The sequence below is a fragment of the Chloroflexus sp. MS-CIW-1 genome (assembly GCF_030444705.1).
Lineage (GTDB): Bacteria > Chloroflexota > Chloroflexia > Chloroflexales > Chloroflexaceae > Chloroflexus.
Window position 1 is genome coordinate 2,431,708 of the sequence record NZ_JAUBWR010000001.1, and the last position, 21,591, is coordinate 2,453,298.

Consider the following 21,591-nt stretch of genomic DNA (forward strand, 5'->3'; position numbering starts at 1 on the left):
CCTCGCCCCTATACAATGCCCTCTGCACGGAAGCGACGAATCTGTTCGGCAGAATAGCCAAATTCTGCCAGTACAGCCTCTGTGTCAGCGCCAAGCACAGGCGGCGCCGAGCGAATGGTCGCAGGGGTAGCGCTGAAGACAGGCGCCGGGCCAACCATCCGTATGCCATCAATCTGCTGTACCATTGCTCTAGCCTGGGCCTGGCGACTATGAAGCGCGGTAGGGATGTCGTTGACCGGCCCGCACGGCACGTCAGCAGCATGCAACTTTTCTACCCAAACCGCAACCGGTTCACGGGCAATGATCTCGGCAATAGCTGCGATTAAACGTTCACGATTGATGACCCGAGCCGGATTCGTGGCAAACCGTTCATCGGTCACCCACTCAGGACGGTCGAGCACCTGACAGAAACGGGCAAATTGTCGGTCATTCCCGACGGCAATCATGATGTAACCATCGGCAGCGGCGAAGGGCTGGTAAGGTACAATCGTAGCATGGGCATTACCGTACCGTCGTGGTGGTTGACCAGAAATCAGGTATGCCGAGGCGACATTTGCCAACCAACTGAGTTGGACGTCGAAGAGAGCGAGATCGATGTATTGGCCTTCGCCACTTAGCGTTCGATAATGAAGTGCGGCCAGAATACTGGTCGTAGCGTAGAGACCGGTTGTAATATCGGCGATAGCAACCCCAGTCTTCATCGGTGGACCGTCTGGATCACCGGTAATGCTCATCAATCCGCCTTCAGCCTGAATGACGGTGTCGTAGCCGGGTCGGTGCGCATCAGGACCGTACTGACCATAGCCGGTAATGCTACAGTAGATCAGTCTCGGATTGACGATTCGCAGATCGTCATAACTCAGTCCTAGCCGCGCCATTGTCCCCGGTAAGAAATTCTCGATCAGAACATCGGCCCGTTGGGCGAGAGTGCGGGCAATGGCCTGACCGTCTGGATGCTTGAGGTTGAGCGTCACACTCTGTTTGTTGCGGTTAACGGCAATGAAATACGCACTGCGTCCATCCTCGGTGAAGGGTGGTCCCCACTGGCGCGTTTCATCACCAAGACCAGGTTGTTCGATCTTGATCACACGCGCACCCAGATCGGCGAGAACCATGGTAGCGTAAGGGCCGGCGAGGACCCGACTAAAATCGAGAATGAGCAGATCGGATAAAGCACTAGTCATAAACACACCTTTTTCAGATACAAACAGGGCTAGAAAGTGCAATCCAAACAGCCACGAACAAGAGTATTTCTGAGCCGTATGATAGCCAACCGGTTAATTTTCGTACAGTGCATTGTACGGTGGGCTGAAACCATAATCCTCTACCGGCAGCTAACACTCTTTGTTATAACTACTCCTTATGCTGCCTCCTGCGTGTAACGTAGTATCCCGGCTTATGATACCATTCCCCGATGTCAGGGACGTTCAGACAAAGTGTTGAGGAGTCGACTATGCATGAACGGATCGGTTTTATTGGTCTGGGCATTATGGGGCGCGGAATGGCAGCCAATATTCTCCGTGCTGGCTTTCCGCTAACCGTCTGGAATCGGACACTGGGGCGAGCCGATGAGTTAGTAGCAGCCGGAGCACGGCTGGCGACTTCGCCAGCCGATCTTGCGGCACACAGTGATATTGTGATCAGTTGTGTGAGTGATACACCTGATGTTGAAGCGGTGCTATTCGGGCCGCACGGTGTTGTAGAGGGCGCACAGGCCGGAACGCTGGTTATTGACATGAGCACGATCAGCCCGCAAGGAGCACAGCAGTTTGCTGCTCGCCTTGCAGAGCGCGGCATTGGCTTTCTCGATGCGCCGGTAAGTGGGGGCAGTGAAGGAGCTGCGCACGGGACGTTGAGTATTATGGTTGGCGGTCCGGCTGATCTGGTCGAACGAGCGATGCCGGTTTTGCAGGCAATGGGCAAAACCATCACCCATGTCGGCGACCATGGCGCCGGACAGACGGTGAAGTTGGTTAATCAGATTCTGGTGGTTGGAACAATGCTCGCTATCAGCGAAGCGCTTGTCTTTGCGCAGGCGAGTGGCGTTGATCTCGAAAAGACACTGGCAGCGGTCAGTGGCGGTGCTGCGGGAAGCTGGATGCTCACAAATCGCGGTCCACAGGTCATTCGGCGCGATTGGCGGCCCGGTTTTACTATTGATCTTCAGCAGAAAGACTTGCGGTTGGTTTTAGCGGCGGCTGATGCGGTCGGGGCGCCGATGCTAACCACTTCTACCGCCTTTCATCTCTACCGTACCCTGCAAGCCGCCGGTTTGGGGAATGAGGGTAATCATGCGTTGATTAAGGCGCTTGAACGTCTGGCCGGTATTGAAGTTGGGCAGCACCGCGATTAAACACATCTGGCAGAACAGGGGTATCTTTTGTTGTACCCCTGTTCTGCTATTTAATTTTAATCCGCTCACCGCTGATCTGTTCCCACAACCAGACGACCAGGAACAATCCGCAGATGCCGAGCAGAGTAAGATTGGCGAACACTGCGGCGTTGATAATCAGGCCATTCTGACCAATAATGCGTACAAGATTCCCAATTGGGGCAAGGACGCCCAGCAGTGCTACGAGCGCGGCCAGTCGTTCAAAGAGACGTGGGTTACCGCTGCGTTCAATTGCGACTCCCAGGCCGAGGAGAACGATTCCAAACAGGGCAGGAATAGTAGCCGTTATTGCACCGGTAGAAAAGACACCGCCAACCCCAAGGACAATAAGCAGAATAGCAGTAGCGATAGTGGTATTTACCGACATGGAATAACCTCGTCAGTCATAATCTTCTGGCTTGTTACAAGATTATACGAAATAATAGGAATAATGGATGCCATTTTTTACAAAATATGAAACACCGTAACGGATCGTCGCCATTCCATATCGTACAACCGAACAACTGTAGGGGCAAGGCATTGCCTTGCCCCAGCAGCAAAACAATTACTTACGATCACCAGAAAGGGGCACGTTTGCGCCGTACCCCTGCCGACATTCTGGCGTACAGCACCTCAAGCTTGATCAAGGAAATCCTTCAGCAGCTTCCCTAATCGTGGATGGCGCAATTTGCGCAATGCTTTGACCTCGATCTGACGCACTCGCTCGCGCGTCACACCAAATGCCTTTCCCACCTCTTCCAGCGTGCGCGGCTGACCATCGGTTAAGCCGTAGCGCAGCTCCAGCACACGTCGTTCGCGCTCGCTAAGCTGATCGAGGGCGGCAGCAATCTGCTGACGGAGCATACCACTTGCCGCTGCGTCATCTGCATCAAGCGTATGGGGATCGGGAATAAAATCGGCCAACGTGCTATCGGCCTCTTCCCCGACTGGGGTTGCCAGCGATACCGGGTCTTGCGCAGTACGTCGCAACTCACGCAGCTTCTCCTCGTTCATGCCGAGATGATTTGCCAGCTCGGTATCGGTTGGCTCGCGACCGAGCGTCTGGGTAAGTTGACGACGGGCTGTCTGAATGCGATTGAGTGTCTCGCCCAGATGAACCGGCAGTCGTACCAAACGCGATTGATCGGCCAGGGCGCGCGAAAGCGCTTGTTTGATCCACCAAGTCGCGTAGGTACTGAACTTATAGCCTTTCTTGTAATCAAACTTTTCGATTGCCCGCAGCAAACCCAGACTTCCTTCTTGAATCAGATCGAGTAGCGGCAAGCCACGGTCGCGATAACGCTTGGCAATACTGACCACCAGACGTAAATTTGCTGCCGCCATTTGCTGACGGGCCTCATCACCCTGCGCTTTAACCTGCCGTAAGCGTGCCGCTTCAGGGCTATCGGGCGGGAGGGTAGCTAATTTCCGTTCCGCCTCCTGACCCCGTTCAATCAATTGCGCCAGGCGCTTTTCTTGTTCAGCCGTGAGCAGCGGCACCTGCCCGATCTCGCGCAGATAGAGCCGCACGCTATCGCTCAGCAACGCGTCTGACAACTCATCGTCGAGATCAATATCCATTGCAGACAGCGATGATGGCTCATCTTCCAGAACCACTTCATCGCCGTCTTGCACAGGGATACCGGCCTCGGCTAGTGTAGCATAGATGCTGTCGATCTGTTCGATCGACTCATCTGGGTTAGGGATCAACCGTTGAATATCCTCGAATGTGACGAAGCCTCGTTGCCGTCCCTGCGCAATGAGCGCCTGCAAATCAGCCGGATTGATCGCAGGACCGGCGCGGTCGGTCTCGGGCTGGCTTTGCGTCATAGTACTTCCTCGTCTGAGACCTCATAAGCACTGGCTATCGTGCGTCTTTTATTGTAGCACAAGCTGTTACCCGCGCAGGCCGAGAACAGAATGAGCGATGACCCCACGTAAGATTTCCGACGTTCCTTCACCAATGGTTAGCAGACGTGTATCCCGGTAGAGGCGTTCAACCGGATACTCTTGGCTATAACCGTAGCCGCCAAATACTTGAATGGCATCGCGACAAATACGCTCTGACGCTTCAGAAGCGAAGAGCTTGGCAATAGCCGCCTCGCGGGTATAGGGGCGACCGGCGTCTTTCAAGCGCGCGGCGCCATAGACGAGAGCACGGGCGGCTGCCAGATCAACGGCCATATTTGCAATCATATTTGCCACCGATTGATGAGCGCCAATCGGTTTGCCGAAGGCCGTGCGCTCGCGAGCGTATGCCACTGCGGCCTCGTATGCAGCCTGGGCAAGACCAATGGCCATCGCTCCGATGCCAATTCGACCACCATCCAGAACTTGCAGGAATTGGATAAAACCACGACCACGCTCACCGAGCAGGTTTTCACGTGGGACGCGCACATTATCGAGCATCACGGCGGTACTGATTGAGCCGCGTAAACCCATTTTCGGTTCGTGTTTACCGAAGCTCAGTCCCGGTGTTCCGCGCGGAATGATGAATGACGAGATGCCCTTCTTGCCGAGTTCGGGGTCGGTAACAGCGGTAACGATGATATGACCGGCAATAGGCGCGTTGGTGATCCACATTTTTTGCCCGTTGATCACCCATTCATCACCCACCAAGCGAGCCGTAGTACGAGTCGCGCCAGCGTCAGAACCGGCGTGTGGTTCGGTGAGACCAAAAGCGGCTAGATATTCGCCTCGAGCGGCCGGCGCCAGGAAGCGACGCTTCTGTTCTTCGGTGCCGAACATCGCAATCGGCGCGCTACCCAGGCCAATGTGGGCAGCGTATGCCAGTGCTGTACTGCCACAGCAGCGGGCCACCTCTTCAATTGCAATTGCTGTACTCACACTATCAGCACCGGCGCCACCATACTCTTCAGGGAAGGGCAAACCCATCAGACCGAGCTGAGCCATTTTTGCAAAAGTCTCACTCGGAAACGCACTGTGTTCATCGACGTAGCGGGCCTTCGGTGCAATTTCCTTCTCGGCAAATTCACGAACGGTCTGTCGAATAAACTGCTGTTCGGGTGTCAATTCAAAATCCATACAGGGAATCCTCTCTAGTACTGCTGCTCAATGAGTATGGATTGCCGGATCAAATGCCATGACCGGCACGCCTTCCATCGTCTCGGTCATCAGATGGTCTACCACAGCTTTCAGGTCGTTTGTTTCGGCAAACACGCGCAACTGGCGGTCGGCGCTCGTTCCATGCTCGACAATCTTGAGCAGATATTCTACCTCATGTCGTGAGCCAAGCATATCAACAACATCGTCTACCAGTTCAACGATCTCATACACCAGCGCCTTCGCCTCCACTTCTTTCCGTTTACCGAAATCGATGAGTTTACCATCAAGCCCCCAGCGTTGGGCCCGCCACTTGTTCTCGTTGATCAAAGCACGGCGATAGACGCGGAAGGTCATATTTTCCTCGAACAGGGTGTAAAACTTCACGATGAGCGCCTGCATAGTGGCGGCCAACGCCAGACACTCTTCGACTTTGGTAGCAATATCGCAGACGCGAAACTCAAGTGTACCGAAGAAGGGGTGAGGACGCAAATCCCACCAGATCTTTTTGCCATTATCAATACAGCCGGTATTGATTAACAACTGTACGTAACGCTCGAATTCACTGGCCGAATGAAAGGTTGGCGGAATACCGGTACGCGGAAACGTACTGAAAATGACGCTACGGTACGACTTGAAACCGGTATTGCGTCCCATCCAGAACGGTGAAGAGGTACTGAGCGCCAATAAATGCGGACAGATATAGCGTGCGACATTCATTAGCTCAATCGCGACCTCGTTGTTGGGCATCCCAATGTGGCAATGCATGCCGAAGATGAGGAGTTGGAGCGCGGCCTCCTGCATTTCACCGACAACCATGCGGTACCGTTCATCGGGTGTGATCTCTTGCTGCATCCACGATGAGAAGGGATGGGTACCTGCGGCCACGATCCGTAGGTTGTGACGGGCTGCCAGGCCGGCGATTGTACTGCGTAGCCGGGTAATCTCGGCTCGGGCCTCGCTTATCGTGCGACAAGGACGAGTACCTACTTCAACGATGCTCTGATGCATCTCTGGTTTGATTTGTTCGCGTAAAATGGTACGACCTGGCTCAAGGATTTGAGTGATGTAGCTGCGTAACTCACGAGTTTCAGGATCGACGATCTGGTACTCTTCTTCGATCCCGATTGTGAACGCAAAATCGGCATCGTTGGGATTATACACGCTCACCGCGCACTCCTCACTGATGATGAAAAACGTTTTTGTACCGGTATCCTGTATTATATCGCGTCTTGCGAAAATGTGGGGGAGTGTTGGGGGGATGTCTTTTGGTCTTACGAGAACCAATGCGCTGTAACCGGACGGAGGGATACAACGATGAATACCATTCAGGCGCTTAAAACGTCATTGACCTGCGCGGTCGCCCGGGTCTGGGTACGCGGACCTCTGGCCCGCATTGAAAGTGAAGTGAACGAACACCGCTCTGCTGACATGCATAATCGGCGAGCCAACCAGAGGTACCATAAACGTCATTGACCTACGCGGTCGCTCGGGTCTGGGTACGCGGACCTCTGGCCCGCATTGAACGTGAGGTGAACGAACACCGCTTTGCTGACGTGCATCATCGGCGAGCCAACCAGAGGTACCATAAATGTCATTGACCTGCGCGGTCGCCCGGGTCTGGGTACGCGGGCCTCTGGCCCGCATTGAAAGTGAGGTGAACGAACACCGCTTTGCTGACGTGCATAATCGGCGAGCCAACCAGAGGTACCATAAACGTTCATCTGAGCGGAAAGCAACGGGCCTCCACATGCGCTACGGACGGGTCGGAATCTATCTGTACCTTGATCCTCTCTTCTTCTACCCTCCGTCCCTATGTCGGATGAGGTGAAAACAGAGCACTTTGCAACGTGCTAACCATCACCCATACTGGGCAAAGAATCATTAGACATACGCTCACTTCTATACTCATACCGTCTAAACGACCAAAATCGGTAACTGACGGGCACGCAACAATGCTTCAGTTGTCGAACCAATAACCAGATCGCTTAACGGATCGCGGTGGCCATAGCCGCCCATTACCAACAGATCGGCGCGAGTCTGCGCGGCTGCGTGGATGATTGCCGAAGCCGGTTCACCGCGTTCGATGATATACCCGGCAGCAATCTGATACTGTTCGAGATAACGAAATGCGCGTAACCGTACCTGTTCGGCACTAGCGTTTCCTTCGAGCACGGTGACAACGTTGAGCGCCAGGTGCCAGCGTGCGGCGAGGTATGTCGCCAGATAGAGCGCCTCTTCAGCTTTACGACTACCATCGTAAGCCAACAGTAACCGCTCGACCTGCGTAACCGTTTGGGGTACTGCTAACACCGGACGTACTGAACAACGCAGAATTGTGCGCAAGCCAGAGGCCAAACGCGCCAGCGGTGATGAACCGGGTGGATGGTTTACCTGAACCGCGATCAGATCGACCAGACGTGCCCGCTCGCGAATTGCCCGCCCGATGGCGCCAACCTCGATGGCACACTCACCGCGCACACCAGCGGTAGCGCAGCGATCTATAAACGTCTGCACGACTGATCGAGCAGCAGCCGAATCACGCTGACGAGCACTACGCACAACGTGGAGACCGAGTAGTCGGATCGGCTCACGTTCAGCCCATTGCAATAACTGATCGAGAACCTGCCATTGGTCAGGCTGACTACTCACCGGCACCAGCACCTCGCGAAACAACCAGAATGCCGGATCAAGCCGACGATGGCGACGCCAGACACCGGCCGGTGTCGCTGGTTCGAGGTTGTCGGGGATCATCCGCTCAAGGAGTTGTTCAGCCCGACCAGGTGCTTCTGCCAGATCATCAATAGCCTGGGTCAGACTGATTTCCCAGCTCAATCGTTTGCTTAGCTCGTCACGGTGATCACAGAGCCAGAGATAGAGATCGGTCGTCGTTCGTTGCGGAAAATCGCGTAACAGCCCCCGCTCCTGAATCAGATCGGCAATCGGACGATACACCTGATCGTACCAGATGCAGGCCGCTTCCACGAACGATGACGCAGTATCGGCTGTGGTCAATCGTTGTTGAAGATGCTCGATCTGTTGACGCAGCTTCTCATATTGTCCGGCAACAGTTACTCGTAAATCACAACCGGGCCGCAGCGTGTCAAGCCGGGTGGCTTCGAGAAAACCAGCATATTCACCAGCGATGATCACCTCCTCTAGTGTCATTGACGGATCAATCGGCACTCGCGATTGCAGCGGGATGACATACGCCTGGATGTGATCCATCCCCATTTGACGTGCTACCGATACGCGATGATTGCCGTCGATCACAAAGTAAGCATCGCCGATCTGATACACCTCAATCGGAGGCCAGCCATGCCAGCTTTCAACCGCAGCCATCACTCGTGACCAACGCTGCCAGTCATCGTCGCGGCGAGGTAAGAAATTGCGGTTGAAGTCATGGTACCGGCCAACACTGCCTACGATTGCGTCGAGCGGAATTTCACGCAACTGACGTTCGCCAGCTACACTGGCACGGACTCGTTGGCGAACTTCCTCAAACGGCAGCAAATCATCTGACTGACCCCGTAGGCGCGCCAAGAGATGTTCAATATCAGCCCGCCAGCGCAGTCGTTGAAAGTCGTGCAGTGCTGCCACCATGCGGCTATTGGTTGATTCGTCCATAAGGGTTCTATCTGAACAACGGCGGTTGTTGCGACGAGTATCATGGTACCATTGAACACGCATTTCGTTCAACGGAACCTATGAATGGTACGCAAGCCCCCGGCCCGCCTTGCACCTGCCCCCTGGGTGCGCGGGCCTCCGGCCCGCCTTGCACCTGCCCCCTGGGTACGCGGGCCTCCGGCCCGCCTCGGGCCTGCCCCCCTGGGTACGCGGGCCGCCGGCCCGCCTCGGGCCTGCCCCCCTGGGTACGCAAGCCTTCGGCCCGCCTCGGGCCTGCCCCTCTGGGTACGTGGGCCTCCGGCCCGCCTCGGGCCTGCCCCCCTGGGTACGTGGGCCACCGGCCTGCCTCATGCCTGCCCCCCTGGGTACGCGGGCCGCCGGCCTGCCTCATGCCTGCCCCCCTGGGTACGCGGGCCTCCGGCCCGCCTCGGGCCTGCTCCCCTGGGTACGCAAGCCTCCGGCCCGCCTCGGGCCTGCCCCCCTGGGTGCGCGGGCCTCCGGCCCGCCTCGGGCCTGCCCCCCTGGGTGCGCGGGCCTCCGGCCTGCCTCATGCCTGCCCCCCTGGGTACGCGGGCCTCCGGCCCGCCTTGCACCTGCCCCCCTGGGTACGCAAGCCTCCGGCCCGCCTCGGGCCTGCCCCCTGGGTACGCGGGCCTCCGGCCCGCCTCGGACCTGCTCCCCTGGGTACACGGGCCTCCGGCCCGCCTTGCACCTGCCCCCTGGGTGCGCGGGCCTCCGGCCCGCCTCGGGCCTGCCCCCCTGGGTACGCGGGCCTCCCGACCGCCTCGGGCCTGCCCCCCTGGGTACGCGGGCCTCCCGACCGCCTCGGGCCTGCCCCCCTGGGTACGCGGGCCGCCGGCCTGCCTCATGCCTGCCCCCCTAGGTACGCAAGCCTCCGGCCCGCCTCGGGCCTGCTCCCCTGGGTACGCGGGCCTCCGGCCCGCCTCGGGCCTGCCCCCTGGGTACGCGGGCCTCCGGCCCGCCTCGGGCCTGCCCCCCTGGGTACGCAAGCCTTCGGCCCGCCTCGGGCCTGCCCCCCCTGGGTACGCAAGCCGCCGGGCCGCTTCAGGTAGTATGGGAGACAACAGAACGCGCACCACAGACGGGTTAGGAACCTACCCATCCCTTGCCCGCCTCACTCTGCCTACTGCCGCTGCCGTCCAGGAATAGCCTTGAACAGCGCTGGAAACACAACGAGGGCAACCCGCTCTTTCAGCAAGTTGCCCTCGTAAGCGGCGTTCTCGCTCGCTCTACCAGCCATTGAATCGAGCTGCTGCCTGGACGGCTGGTGTTATCGCTTCAACTAGCCCTTGCACTGAACCGGAAGTTCCACTCAGCAAGACATTCGGGAACAATCCCAGGGCAATGATAACCAGCGTCAACCCACCCAGTGTTATCAGTTCGCGACGTTGCAAATCTGGCAAATCAAAGTTCACCGTATTACGCACTTCACCCATGAAGGCTACGCGGAATACGCGCAGAGCATACACTGCTGCCAGGATTATGCCAATCACCGCACCCACCGCAAAAGGCCAACCGAGCAGTGGTGAGGTAAAGATACCCTGCAACATCGTAAACTCACCGACAAAGCCGCTTAAACCAGGCAGACCGGCCATTGCCAGAAGTGCAAGCAAGGTAAAACCGGCGTAGATGGGTGTCACCTGCCATAGACCGCCAAATGAACCAAGTTCACGACTCTCGCGGCGCTCCTCGATAACAGCGACGATGATCAGCAGTGCTGCGGTGACGATACCGTGCGATACCATCTGGAGCAGAGCACCATTCATCGCAATGGTATTCAAAGCCAGTATGCCCAACACGATAAAGTTCATATGACTAATCGAGGCATACGCAATCATGCGTTGCAAGTCGCGCTGGGTAAAGGCGATGAGCGCTCCGTACACAATGCCGATAACGGCCAGAACCGCAATCCCTGGCGCTGCCCAAGAGGCAACCTCTGGGAAAAGCGTTATATTAAAGCGGATAAAGCCATACACACCGAATTTCGCCATCAACCCGGCCAGCATAATTGCTACCGGTGTTGGCGCAACGCTATACGCATCAGGCAGCCAGGTGTGGAATGGCCAGAGTGCCAACTTAATGGCAAAGGCGAGGAAAAACGCACCGAACAGGAGCCGTGCGACCAGCGGATCGAGCGTAAAGAGGCCCGAACGCATATCGGCCACAATTTGGTTGAGGGCAAATGTACCGGTGTAGGTCGGATCGATGACGGCTACTGCATTACGATGCAAGAGGTGCAGACCGATAATAGCCAGCAGCATTAACAACGATCCGCCGAACGTATACAGGAACAGCTTCAATGCGGCCGCAGCTCGACCATGGCTACCCCACACTCCGACGAGGAAAACAATCGGGATTAATGCCAGTTCATAAAAGACGTAGAAGAGCAGCATATCCTGGGCGAGGAATACCCCCAGGAAAGTAGTTTCTGCCAACAGGAGTAACACGAGCAGCAAGCGCAGGCTACGTGTCTGACGTTGCCAGGTTGCGGCTACAGCAAATGGGGCCAGGAACGCAGTCAGACCGACCAGCCACAGATTAATACCATCAACACCTATCAAGTAATTGGCACCAAATGCAGGCAACCAGGCCACCGAGTCGACAAATTGCAACGGAGGGCCAACAACGACACCGGATGCAGGTCCATAAGGACCGGTATAAAACAGGACAATAACGGTTCCGGCAACGACAAGGGTTGCTAACGCTGCACTCATTGCTGTCCAGCGATGCAGCGTAGAACGTCCTCGCGGTTGCAACAAAATTACTAGGGCACCAAGCGCCGGTAGCCAGAGCAACAGTGACAGGATGGGTAGGCCAAGCAGGTTCATAAGCGCCAGACCTTCTTTCATTTGAATTAAACAATAACCACACGACAACACGACACCCATTTGGTGCCGCTGAACTAAAGCTTTCTTAGCTTAACCGTCGGTGACGACTTCGTCAGGAGTGAAGATTATGGTGTTAATAGAATGATACCATGGTTTCCGGTAGATGTATGATTTATCGAAGCGATATGTTGTTCTACCTGTTTTAGCCGAGGTTACACCCGTATTGTCACCCTGTTTGTGATAAACCTCACGTTTGCACCACGCTTATTGTTATAGCCCGATTCTGTTTTTTTGTCAACCGCTGAAGGTTCGGCTTTTTGCAGGTATCATTCAATGTAGAAGGGTCAGTAAAAATGTAGAAGGTTCAGAATGGTTCAAAAAATTGTGATACATATCACAAGAGTGAGTGGAGCAACAATGTTGGGCATCCATGTCGTACAACCCGCGACAAGAACTCTCGGACGGTCCTGAATGACCAGAGACTCTTCCCTTTTCCCCCGTGACGTCGAGAGGAAATGGGGAGACGCGCCAACCGACCGGTTTACGTGGAACGTAGCACTCTTAGCAGGAAACCCCCTCACCTTCTCCTAACGCCCTTACTCTCCCACTAGAGAGCGAGAAAGAATCCGTTCCTTCTGCGTTTCTCTTTCTCGAACCAGGAGACCTGCACGAGCAGGTGAATTCATGAGTCAGGAATCGTTGGAAGCGGGTGCGTGATGTTCGTTCGTACCATTCTAACATCAAAGATGACCCGAAACCTATACACTAAAAATCCTCCCTACCGTTATAATAGTTCTGACGACAAATGGGCATGTATGCTACAATGGTGTGGAATGCCTATGAAATCAACACAACCTTTAATTGACACACATCTCCATCTTGCTTCAGAGCAGTTTAATGAAGACCGCAGAGCGGTGATTGAACGGGCTATTGAAGCCGGTATCGCCGCTATGGTTGAGATCGGCTACGATTTAGCCTCGAGTCATGCAGCCGTAGCGCTGGCGAATGCGCATCCGGCCATTTTTGCAGTCGTTGGGATTCAGCCTAATCATCTGCATGATTTACCGTCAGACTGGATCGACCAGATTCGCAGGCTCGCTACCCATCCAAAAGTCGTGGCAATTGGCGAGATTGGTCTTGATTACTACTGGATGAAATCGCCACCCAGTGAACAAGAGAAGGCGTTTCGGGCGCAACTAGCCCTGGCCGCTGAGCTAGGGTTGCCGGTTGTGATTCACTCACGTGAGGCAATGCCCGAAACTATTGCGGTCTTACGCGATGCTGCACGTGGTCCGGGCGTGATGCACTCATTCTCAGGAGACTGGACCGCGGCTCAGGAGTGCCTGGAACTGGGTTTCTACCTTTCATTCTCAGGACCTCTCACGTTTCCAAAATCAGCAGCGCTTCATGAGGTCGTGCAACAAGCACCGCTAGAGCGTCTGTTGATTGAGACTGACAGTCCATACCTTAGCCCGCATCCGCATCGAGGGCAGCGGAATGAACCGAGTCGGCTGGTATATATTGCGCAGAAACTGGCCGATCTGCGCGGTCTGTCGTTAGCAGAATTGGCACCACAGCTCTGGCAGAATACGCTACGTGCGTTTCCGCGAATGGCTGAGACATTAGGGTAGGATGAACCAACCAGCTCCGCCAACTTTAATTAGTCTCACTCGTGTCTGGTGGATGTTGCCGGGCGTCGGCTTGATTGTACTCCTGACTGGTGCTGTCATCCGTAGTCTGGCTATATCTGGCTGGGCTGGTGGGTTATCGATTTTACCGTCGATAGGTGCATTTGCCCTAGTGGTTGGGTTGGTGCTGGTAAGCTGGCAACGCTTACCGAGCTGGAGTGCTCATATCGTAGCGCTGGTTTTCGCCTGGGTCTGGATCGTCCAGCAGGTCGGCCCACTGCTCGATGAACGACTCGTCAGTTGGCGTGACCGCGCCGTTGAACTGATTATTCGGATCAGCGGCTGGGTTCGCGTGCTCGCCAGTGGTGGTCGTGGTGAAGACATCGTTTTGTTTGTGGTTGCATTAGCCTTTCTCTGCTGGTGGCTGGTCTACGCAACCGTTTGGGCCGTGTTTCGCCAGCAGCGACCGTGGCTACTGATTGTTGCCAACGCCGCAGTATTTCTCGTTAATTACACATATGTGTTGCCCAAACCCGATACAGAGGCTCTCGTTTTGATCGCCAGCGCGTTACTATTGCTGGTGTATCACCATGTGATGCAGCGCCGGTTGGTTTGGGAAACCCGGCAGATGAGTTATCCTGACCTGTTACCTTTGCGTGCGATGTGGGCAGCGACGGTCGTTGGTGTGGTCTTGATTGCGTGTACTGCACTCTTACCTGCCGATATTCCCACTGATCGGGCAGCACAGACATGGGAGATGCTGCGGTCGCCGTTTCGCATTGCACGGGCCGCATGGGAAGATGCCTTCAGCACGATCAACGCTCCGCCCGGAGCCGGAAGCATTTCGTTTACGGCCAGAGTCGCACCTCTTGGTGGTTCACGGGCACCGGGTTTCGATCTCGTTATGACGGTGCGCTCGTCACGTCCTGAATATTGGCGAGCAGTTGCATTTGATCGGTACGATGGATCGGGTTGGTCGAACACGACCGGTGAGCTAGCTCGTTCAGCATTGGGTGTTGCTACTGCCGAACAGGCACGTACACCGCTTGCTGCCGGTGAGACCCTACCACTCACTGAGCGGCGGGCACGGCAGCTCATTACCCAGACGATCACGCTGGCACAAGAACGGAATGATGACCTGATAGTATTTGGAGGGGCGCCATTACAGTTGAGTCTGCCGACGCGAGTTGAACACCTTGTTGTTCGTGATGAAAACGGTAGAGTAGCGCCGGTTTATGACGATGTGTCACTCATTACTGCGTTGACACCATTGTGGGCCGAGACAACCTATACCGTGACCGTCCTGGCTTCAGTGGCCGATGTGCAGAGTCTGCGTCAGGCCGGTCGAGATTACCCAACATGGGTTCGCGAACGCTATCTGCAATTACCCGATACGCTGCCGGCACGGGTACGGGCAGAGGCTGCGCGAGTCATTGCCGCTGCCGATGCTGAAGCACCATACGATCAGGCTGTCGCTATTCAAGATTATTTGCGTCGGCTGACCTACAGCGAGGACATTCCACCCCCGCCAGCGAATGTTGATCTGGTAGACTGGTTCCTCTTCGAGCAACGGTCCGGTTACTGCGACTATTTTGCCTCGGCAATGGTTGTTATGTTGCGTTCAATCGGTGTGCCGGCACGTTGGGTACGCGGTTACGCTAGCGGTGATTTTGATCCTGATCAGGGGGTGTATATTGTGCGCGAAAATGTCGCTCACAGCTGGCCAGAAGTGTACTTTCCTGGTATCGGCTGGGAGCGATTCGAGCCAACGGCAGCCAGTTATACGTCACTTCCGCAGCGTCCACTACAGCCAATCTTTGGCGCCGAAGACGAAGGGGTTGCGAGTAGTGTCGGGGGGGCTGGCCTCGATCCGGGTCGGTTTGAGGAGCTTGATGATAACTCGATTGCCAGTAGTGCAATCGGTGGATCTGCTACTTCATCATCGCTGAACAACCCACCAGCCCGTTCTGGTGGAACACCGGTCGGTTGGCTCCTAGTGATGCTAGCGATCCCGCTGAGTATTAGTTTGATATTGTTTGGGTGGCAGTGGTGGCTCAGGCATGAATTGCGGGGTCTTCGTCTGGCAGCCGCAGCATACGCCGAAATGGCATGGCTGGCCCGACTGGCCGGACTAGAGCAGCAACTGTCGGAAACGCCACAAGAATATGCCCAACGTCTAGCGGGTATCTTGCCTGAACATGCCGCAACGATACGTGGTATCGCAACTGCTTACACCACCGAGCGCTATCGTCGCGGCGTAGCCGTTCGGGTACCAGCGGAAGCTGATCGTCGAATGCTCCAACAGGCATTATGGCGTTATGCTGCGCAACACGGCTTGCAGCGCATCTGGTTATCACTCCGCAAGCCAATGGCATAACGCTGGCGAGTCAGTGTTTTCCTAATTCACCCTGTTGCCAGCGGATATTCCCGCGTAGTAGCAAGTTCGATGAGCGAAGTTTGTAAGCGAGATCGGCCGCCATATTGCGCATGACCAGATAGCCAATGCGAGGGTTTCGTTCACACAACGTAGCGAAATCACGCTCGTTGATCACCAGTAAAACACATGGATCAACGCAAACAACCGTTGCCGAGCGGGTAGCACCGCCGAGCAGTACCATCTCACCAAAACTCTGCCCTTTGTAGAGCAGATTAATCGTTGAAGGCGCGAACCTCCCCTCCGATGTACGGGTATTGATCATAATCCGTACACAGCCCTCGTGAATGATAAACAGCTCGTCGCCGTCATCTCCTTCGCGGAAGACCGCTTGCTCAGCACCGATGCGGCGTACCTTACAGATTGTAGCAATCTGCAACAATTCCTCGTCGCTCAGACCGCTGAACAGTTCAACCCGTCGTAGATTTTCGACAACGCCCTTATTCATATTTCCCCCACCAAATTGTGCCTCACTGGGAGCAGCGTTCTAATCATGCGACGGTGCGTTCAGTGAGCCGGTGCGTACTTTGCTACTCACTAGGGGAGTTACCGGTTCGTGCATTAACCAGTGATAGCAGACAGCCGCAAGTGGTGCAGCCAGCCAGTAATTAAAAAGTCGAAAAATAATAGCAGCCGGCACTGCGGCTGGACCTACTCCCATCTGGCTCAACACGGCTACCAAGGCAGCTTCAACCGTGCCACCACCGCCTGGGAGTACATTGAACGTTGATGTAACCAATGCCACACCAAAGGCAGACAAGACGACCGCGAAGCTGACATCGGTACCTAGGGCGTGCAAGACCAGCAGCATCGCTAGACTGTGACCACTAAGCGCAGTCAACTGGATCAGCACCAGCAAGAATACATCACGGCGACGATGGATCAAGAGGCTTCGACCACGCGACAGGTCATCGACAATCCGATCAATCCAGGTGCTGCTCCACCGACGGCCAAACAGACGTCCTATTCCCTGCTGTAGGCCGTAAAGCCATTGGTGCAATGTTTGCTCACTGCGGGTCAAAACAAAGATTGCGATACCAATGACGGAAAGACCAACGAATCCAGCAATATAACTGGCACCAGTTGCTTCAAGCCCACGCCATGCAAAGTAGCCCAGGCTAAACGAAAAGATTAGCAGCATTGCCATCACATAACTGAGGGTTTCGAGTGAAGCCAATAGTGCCGACTCACCGGCCCGAATACCACGCCGGTTAAAATTACTTATGAGAAACGCATAGCTTCCAACCCCACCGGCAGGCACCGACTGACTGATAATAATGGCCGTCAAGGCTGTTGCCCACAGACGGAGGAGATTCATGCGGTAACCGAGCGAACGGAGGACAACATTAAAGACCTGCGCACTCATCAGATAGCTAAGCGCAATCAGCACCAAAGCCGCAAATAGCCAACCGTGCTTTGCTTCATTGAGAAGACTGAACGCTTCAACGATCCAGTGGCGGTTGAGAATAGCCAGTATGATAATGCCAATACTGATGAGGGCGCTGGTAATCAGTTTCCATGGTTTAACGCCCATAGGTGTCCTTTCGTGCCGTAAAACTGTTGCTGTTGAGTTTGCAGAAGTAGGGTCGAGCGTGTGTTGGCGCCGACGCATGCGTTTAGCAGGCGGTCTATGCGTCGTCCTACGACGTCGGGCTTTACCAAACGATGGAGAATACGCCCTCTTTGCCGGTTGGTTCTTCCCAGTGAACCTCAACTCGCTCGACTTGCGCTTGACTGGGGCCGCTGTAGCACCAGCTAATAAGCTTTTGAACGGCTGGTCGTGGTCCTTCAAAGACTGCCTCCACGCGACCATCGCTCAGGTTGCGTACCCATCCTTTGACCTGCGCCTCACGCGCTCGATCGCGCGTATACGCTCGAAAGCTAACGCCCTGTACGCGACCGGAGATAAAGACATGAGCACGAACGAGATCCACGTTCCACCTATCTGTCGCCATAGCTCTACGTACAATTTACCTGACTATTGCTGAGTATAGCGCACGAACAGCAGCTCTGCAACTCGTATACAGTAAAAACTTTGTCAGAGATGTGTATCATAGTACAGTGCGATACTCCTATTATACAGGGGGGCGCAACAAGTGCATGACAGCTTCTTGTACCGACATGGCTATCCGTACTCCGCGTGCGGCTGCTGCCTGGTTGATGGCACTGACAATTCCATGGTCCCAGGTGTCGGCAGCGTCTCCGATCCGAGCACTCGTGTGGGCAACGGCAATAGCGGGCATATGCACTGTATCGAGCAAGTATAACCCGGTAATACCGGCATCATCTTTCCCTTTACCGGCATCGTTGAAGACCACGCCAGCCAGTGTGACGGTAAGGGCATAACGCGCCGAGCTGAGGCCACCGTGTGAACCACTCACTACACAAGCCCCTGTCTCCTCTGGAGTAAGGTATGAGATAGAGTCCATCAAGACGACTCTACCATAGACAAGCGAAATGACGGTTTTACGTTCCATACCCTAAACACGATAAAAGCCGGGTCTATCCCCGGCTTTCCAATCGTGTGGGGTGCCTGATGGGGCTCGAACCCACAACTTCCTGATCCACAGTCAGGCGCTCTGCCATTGAGCTACAGGCACCATGCGGCACTGAAGAATATATCACAACCACGCCATCTCGTCAAATGCGGAAAGAGGCAGTTCCTAACCGAATCTATACCCTCTCACTTCTCCATTTCACTACCAGACAAAAACAACGTTGCAAGACCCTCGCTTCTATTGCAGCACACTGAACACTACAACGCCATACTGCCACTGAGCGCGGAGCTGAAGACCGGCAGCAGCAAAGTACTGATTGAGTTCGGCTAGACTTGGAAATTGGAGACCTCCCGTTGCCAGGAGCTGTTGCAGTATCTGTCCGGGTCGCGTGGTTGCCCGCACCAGACTCATCATGACGCCTCGACCACCAGAACGGAGCAGGCGTCGCCATTCGGTCAGTGCAGCCGGTATATCGCCGATTTCGTTGAGCGTACCTCCCATGACCAGCACATCGACAGTAGCATCAGCAAAGGGTAAGGATTGAGCGCTGGCCCGCACAAAGCTTATCGATAACCCATCACAACGGGCCCGCCGTTGTGCTTCGTCGAGCATGGCCATGCTCAGATCAACCCCGACAACGAAGCCACTCGCATTGCTTTGACGACGTACCTGTTCTAAAGCACGTGCGTACAGGCCATTGCTGCAGCCAACATCAATCATCAGCCCACCCCGTTCGGCACCGGCCAGACCGGTGATGAGGTGGAGTTCACGGTTAAGCGGGAAGTACTCCCCGGTGAGCAAACTCAGTGACAGCGGTCGCCAGGTTCGTTCGTAAGCCCAGGCTGCTGGCGGTAAGTCATTCACTATCTGGGCTATACTTGCTGGTTGGCGTTTCCCAATCACATCGAGAATGCCGTTTATTATTGGATACACCACGTCACAGAACGAACAACGCAGATGACCGGTAATGATCGTACTATCGGTCATTTGATCAATTTGCGCTACCTCTAACGTCGCCGTAGGGTGGTAGGGACAGGTTATGAATGGGAGCAGTCTAGCCTCCATACCACCATGATACCACAACGACGTTACGGTATCACTGTACATACCGACGAGCGACCGCAATCAAATGTTCATACTCGATTGGTTTAGACAGGAACTCGGCACAACCCGACTGACGCGCACGTTCAATATCGTTTCGTGTCACGTGACCACTCACTGCAACTACCGGAATCCGGGCAAGTTCGGGATCACGTTTGATATATTCAGTCGCTGTCCAGCCATCGAGGCCAGGCATCGACAGGTCCATCAGGATCAGCGCTGGCCGATGCTGTTTGGCGAGTTTGATTGCGGTGTATGCATCGGCAGCGAGTTCGACCTTGAAACCGCTGAAGCTTAACATCTGACCGATAATATTGCGATTGTCCAGATTATCATCAACGACGAGAATGAAGCTCATGCCGGTTCTCCAACAAGAGGTAGTTTCGATGCCAACGATGAGGAGTTAACCGCAGAAACAGGCCTGGTTGGGATCCAGACGGTAAATGTTGATCCAACACCCACATCACTTTCCACTGCGATAGTGCCACCAAGAGCCTGCACAATCTGCTTGCTCAATGCCAGACCAAGACCAGTACCCTCATAGCGCCGGGTAACCGATGAGTCGATCTGGCTGAACGGTTGAAAAAGTTTGTCTTGTTTATCGCGTGGAATACCGATCCCGGTATCGATCACCGCGAACTGAATACCGGCCACATCGCCGTGCTGTACAGATGTTACTTCGAGTCGGATCGTTCCGTTTTCGGTAAACTTGGCAGCATTGCCGAGCAAATTGATTAAAACCTGACGTAAACGACGACCATCTGTCTCGATAGTGTCAATTTCGGCAGGACAATATGCCTGAACCTGGTTATGATGACGCTGCGCCAGCGGCAGTGTCATCGCAACCAGTTCATCAACCAGCGTTGGGATATGCACCTGACTGTACTCCAGTTCAAGCGCACCCTGTTCAATTTTGGCAAAATCGAGAACATCACTGATCAGTGTCAGTAAATGTCGCCCAGAAACCAGGATACGTTCCAGGTACTGCGCATGTGGTTCAGTTACCGATTTGCTGAGGTGCAATAGCTGGGCATAACCGAGGATCGCGTTAAGAGGTGTCCGCAGTTCGTGGCTCATCGTTGCCAGAAAAGCACTCTTGGCCTGACTGGCCGCTTCTGCTGCGGCACGAGCACGTTCTGCTTCGGCTTCAGCCTGCTTGCCGCGGACAATCTCTTCCATCAATTGAGACTGTCGGGCAAGACTTTCTTGCAAAGCGCGGTTGCGATCTTCTAGTTCACTACGCTGGTGACGAAGGCTTGCAAGCATCTGATCAAATGCCCGCGCCAGGTCGCCGATCTCGTCACGGATCTGCTCATTAATAGAACCTACGAAGTTACCGGCTGAAACCCGATTTGTTGCTTCCACCAGGCGTCGTAGACGACGGGCAATACGCGCCGAGAGAACCAACCCAATTGCAGCCGAAATAATAATCGCAACGACGGTATCGAACATAATAAATGTACGCGCTGTATCATAACTTGCAGCAACTACGTCGAGGGATGCGCGCGCCTGCCGCTGATTCTCTTGTACTAACCCGGCCATCGCCTGATCGAGCGCATCATACGCCGGATTCATCCGTGAATAAAATGGTTGAACGCTACCATCACTCACCAGACGAACGGCTGGAATGAAGCGCTCGTGATTCGCCTTGACCACCTCGCTCCAGGCCGCTTCAACCGCATCTAATTGCTCTTGTTCACGTGGAGAGCCGATCAATGAGCGATACGTCAGGAAATAACCGCTCATCTCAGATTCTATCGCTCGCATCTGGTCGAGAATACGGTTACGATCACCACTGTTAGTGTAGATGAGAAATTCCAGTTGGCGAGCGCGATAACGGTTAATGGCGGTTGTCATATCGCCCACCGTATCGAGCGACGGGATTGTATGGCGTTCAATAAAGACAGCCCGTTCGTTCATCGTAGCCATCTGATGAACGGCAAAATAGCCGAGGACCATCATCAAGATCAAGTCGATGGCTAGAGCGCCTAGCAATTTAGCTCGGATCGGAAAACGCATC

Annotated in this window: 17 protein-coding genes and 1 tRNA gene; 3 read left to right on the forward strand and 15 right to left on the reverse strand. The window is 54.9% G+C overall.

Features of this window, described 5'->3' with window-relative positions:
- Window positions 1–8 precede the first annotated feature (8 nt).
- Window positions 9–1,184 carry a CaiB/BaiF CoA transferase family protein gene (locus QTO31_RS09590; RefSeq protein ID WP_301428922.1) on the reverse strand — a complete coding sequence of 392 codons (1,176 nt, stop codon included), beginning with the start codon at window positions 1,182–1,184 and terminating at the stop codon, window positions 9–11.
- Window positions 1,185–1,453: 269 nt separating this feature from the next.
- Between QTO31_RS09590 and QTO31_RS09595 the strand changes: the two genes are divergently transcribed.
- Window positions 1,454–2,353 (forward strand): NAD(P)-dependent oxidoreductase, encoded by a 900-nt coding sequence (locus QTO31_RS09595; RefSeq protein ID WP_301428923.1) that lies wholly within the window; start codon window positions 1,454–1,456, stop codon window positions 2,351–2,353.
- A gap of 46 nt (window positions 2,354–2,399) precedes the next feature.
- Here the strand turns inward: QTO31_RS09595 and QTO31_RS09600 are convergent, their stop codons facing one another.
- The 6 genes from QTO31_RS09600 to QTO31_RS09625 form a co-directional block, all read right to left on the reverse strand.
- Complete coding sequence (locus tag QTO31_RS09600) at window positions 2,400–2,759, reverse strand: hypothetical protein (RefSeq protein ID WP_031459940.1); 360 nt, start codon at window positions 2,757–2,759, stop codon at window positions 2,400–2,402.
- Between the two features lie 245 nt (window positions 2,760–3,004).
- Window positions 3,005–4,201: an RNA polymerase sigma factor RpoD gene (gene rpoD / locus QTO31_RS09605; RefSeq protein ID WP_301428924.1), complete on the reverse strand. Its 1,197-nt coding sequence runs from the start codon at window positions 4,199–4,201 to the stop codon at window positions 3,005–3,007.
- Between the two features lie 66 nt (window positions 4,202–4,267).
- A complete protein-coding gene (locus QTO31_RS09610) occupies window positions 4,268–5,416 on the reverse strand; it encodes an acyl-CoA dehydrogenase (protein ID WP_031459938.1) in 1,149 nt (382 codons plus the stop codon).
- Window positions 5,417–5,443: 27 nt separating this feature from the next.
- Window positions 5,444–6,604, reverse strand: coding sequence for a carboxylate-amine ligase (locus QTO31_RS09615; RefSeq protein ID WP_301428925.1), 1,161 nt, complete (start codon window positions 6,602–6,604; stop codon window positions 5,444–5,446).
- A 747-nt stretch (window positions 6,605–7,351) separates the two neighbouring features.
- On the reverse strand, window positions 7,352–9,061 hold the full coding sequence (locus QTO31_RS09620) for a universal stress protein (RefSeq protein WP_301428926.1): 1,710 nt from the start codon (window positions 9,059–9,061) through the stop codon (window positions 7,352–7,354).
- Between the two features lie 1,250 nt (window positions 9,062–10,311).
- Complete coding sequence (locus QTO31_RS09625; protein WP_031460675.1) at window positions 10,312–11,910, reverse strand: NuoM family protein; 1,599 nt, start codon at window positions 11,908–11,910, stop codon at window positions 10,312–10,314.
- Window positions 11,911–12,749: 839 nt separating this feature from the next.
- Between QTO31_RS09625 and QTO31_RS09630 the strand changes: the two genes are divergently transcribed.
- Both QTO31_RS09630 and QTO31_RS09635 read left to right on the forward strand, forming a co-directional pair.
- Window positions 12,750–13,541 (forward strand): TatD family hydrolase, encoded by a 792-nt coding sequence (locus tag QTO31_RS09630; RefSeq protein WP_031460674.1) that lies wholly within the window; start codon window positions 12,750–12,752, stop codon window positions 13,539–13,541.
- Window position 13,542: 1 nt separating this feature from the next.
- Window positions 13,543–15,915 (forward strand): DUF3488 and DUF4129 domain-containing transglutaminase family protein, encoded by a 2,373-nt coding sequence (locus QTO31_RS09635; protein ID WP_301428927.1) that lies wholly within the window; start codon window positions 13,543–13,545, stop codon window positions 15,913–15,915.
- Between the two features lie 10 nt (window positions 15,916–15,925).
- Here the strand turns inward: QTO31_RS09635 and QTO31_RS09640 are convergent, their stop codons facing one another.
- The 8 genes from QTO31_RS09640 to QTO31_RS09675 form a co-directional block, all read right to left on the reverse strand.
- Window positions 15,926–16,420: a cyclic nucleotide-binding domain-containing protein gene (locus QTO31_RS09640; protein WP_031460672.1), complete on the reverse strand. Its 495-nt coding sequence runs from the start codon at window positions 16,418–16,420 to the stop codon at window positions 15,926–15,928.
- Window positions 16,421–16,459: 39 nt separating this feature from the next.
- The gene (locus QTO31_RS09645) at window positions 16,460–17,506 is read right to left on the reverse strand and encodes a YbhN family protein (RefSeq protein WP_301428928.1); all 1,047 of its coding nucleotides are present in this window, start codon (window positions 17,504–17,506) and stop codon (window positions 16,460–16,462) included.
- Window positions 17,507–17,627: 121 nt separating this feature from the next.
- Entirely contained in the window at window positions 17,628–17,906 is a 279-nt protein-coding gene (locus tag QTO31_RS09650) for an acylphosphatase (protein WP_081910054.1), read from the reverse strand.
- 141 nt (window positions 17,907–18,047) lie between these two features.
- Window positions 18,048–18,449: a hypothetical protein gene (locus QTO31_RS09655; protein WP_301428929.1), complete on the reverse strand. Its 402-nt coding sequence runs from the start codon at window positions 18,447–18,449 to the stop codon at window positions 18,048–18,050.
- Window positions 18,450–18,497: 48 nt separating this feature from the next.
- A tRNA-His gene (locus QTO31_RS09660) sits at window positions 18,498–18,572 on the reverse strand.
- Between the two features lie 135 nt (window positions 18,573–18,707).
- Window positions 18,708–19,535, reverse strand: a complete 828-nt coding sequence (locus QTO31_RS09665) for a methyltransferase domain-containing protein (protein WP_301428930.1) — start codon at window positions 19,533–19,535, stop codon at window positions 18,708–18,710.
- A gap of 31 nt (window positions 19,536–19,566) precedes the next feature.
- A complete protein-coding gene (locus QTO31_RS09670) occupies window positions 19,567–19,929 on the reverse strand; it encodes a response regulator (protein WP_031460667.1) in 363 nt (120 codons plus the stop codon).
- On the reverse strand, window positions 19,926–21,590 hold the full coding sequence (locus QTO31_RS09675) for an ATP-binding protein (protein WP_301428931.1): 1,665 nt from the start codon (window positions 21,588–21,590) through the stop codon (window positions 19,926–19,928). Before QTO31_RS09675 ends, QTO31_RS09670 begins: the two co-directional genes overlap by 4 nt.
- Between the last annotated feature and the right edge of the window lies 1 nt (window position 21,591).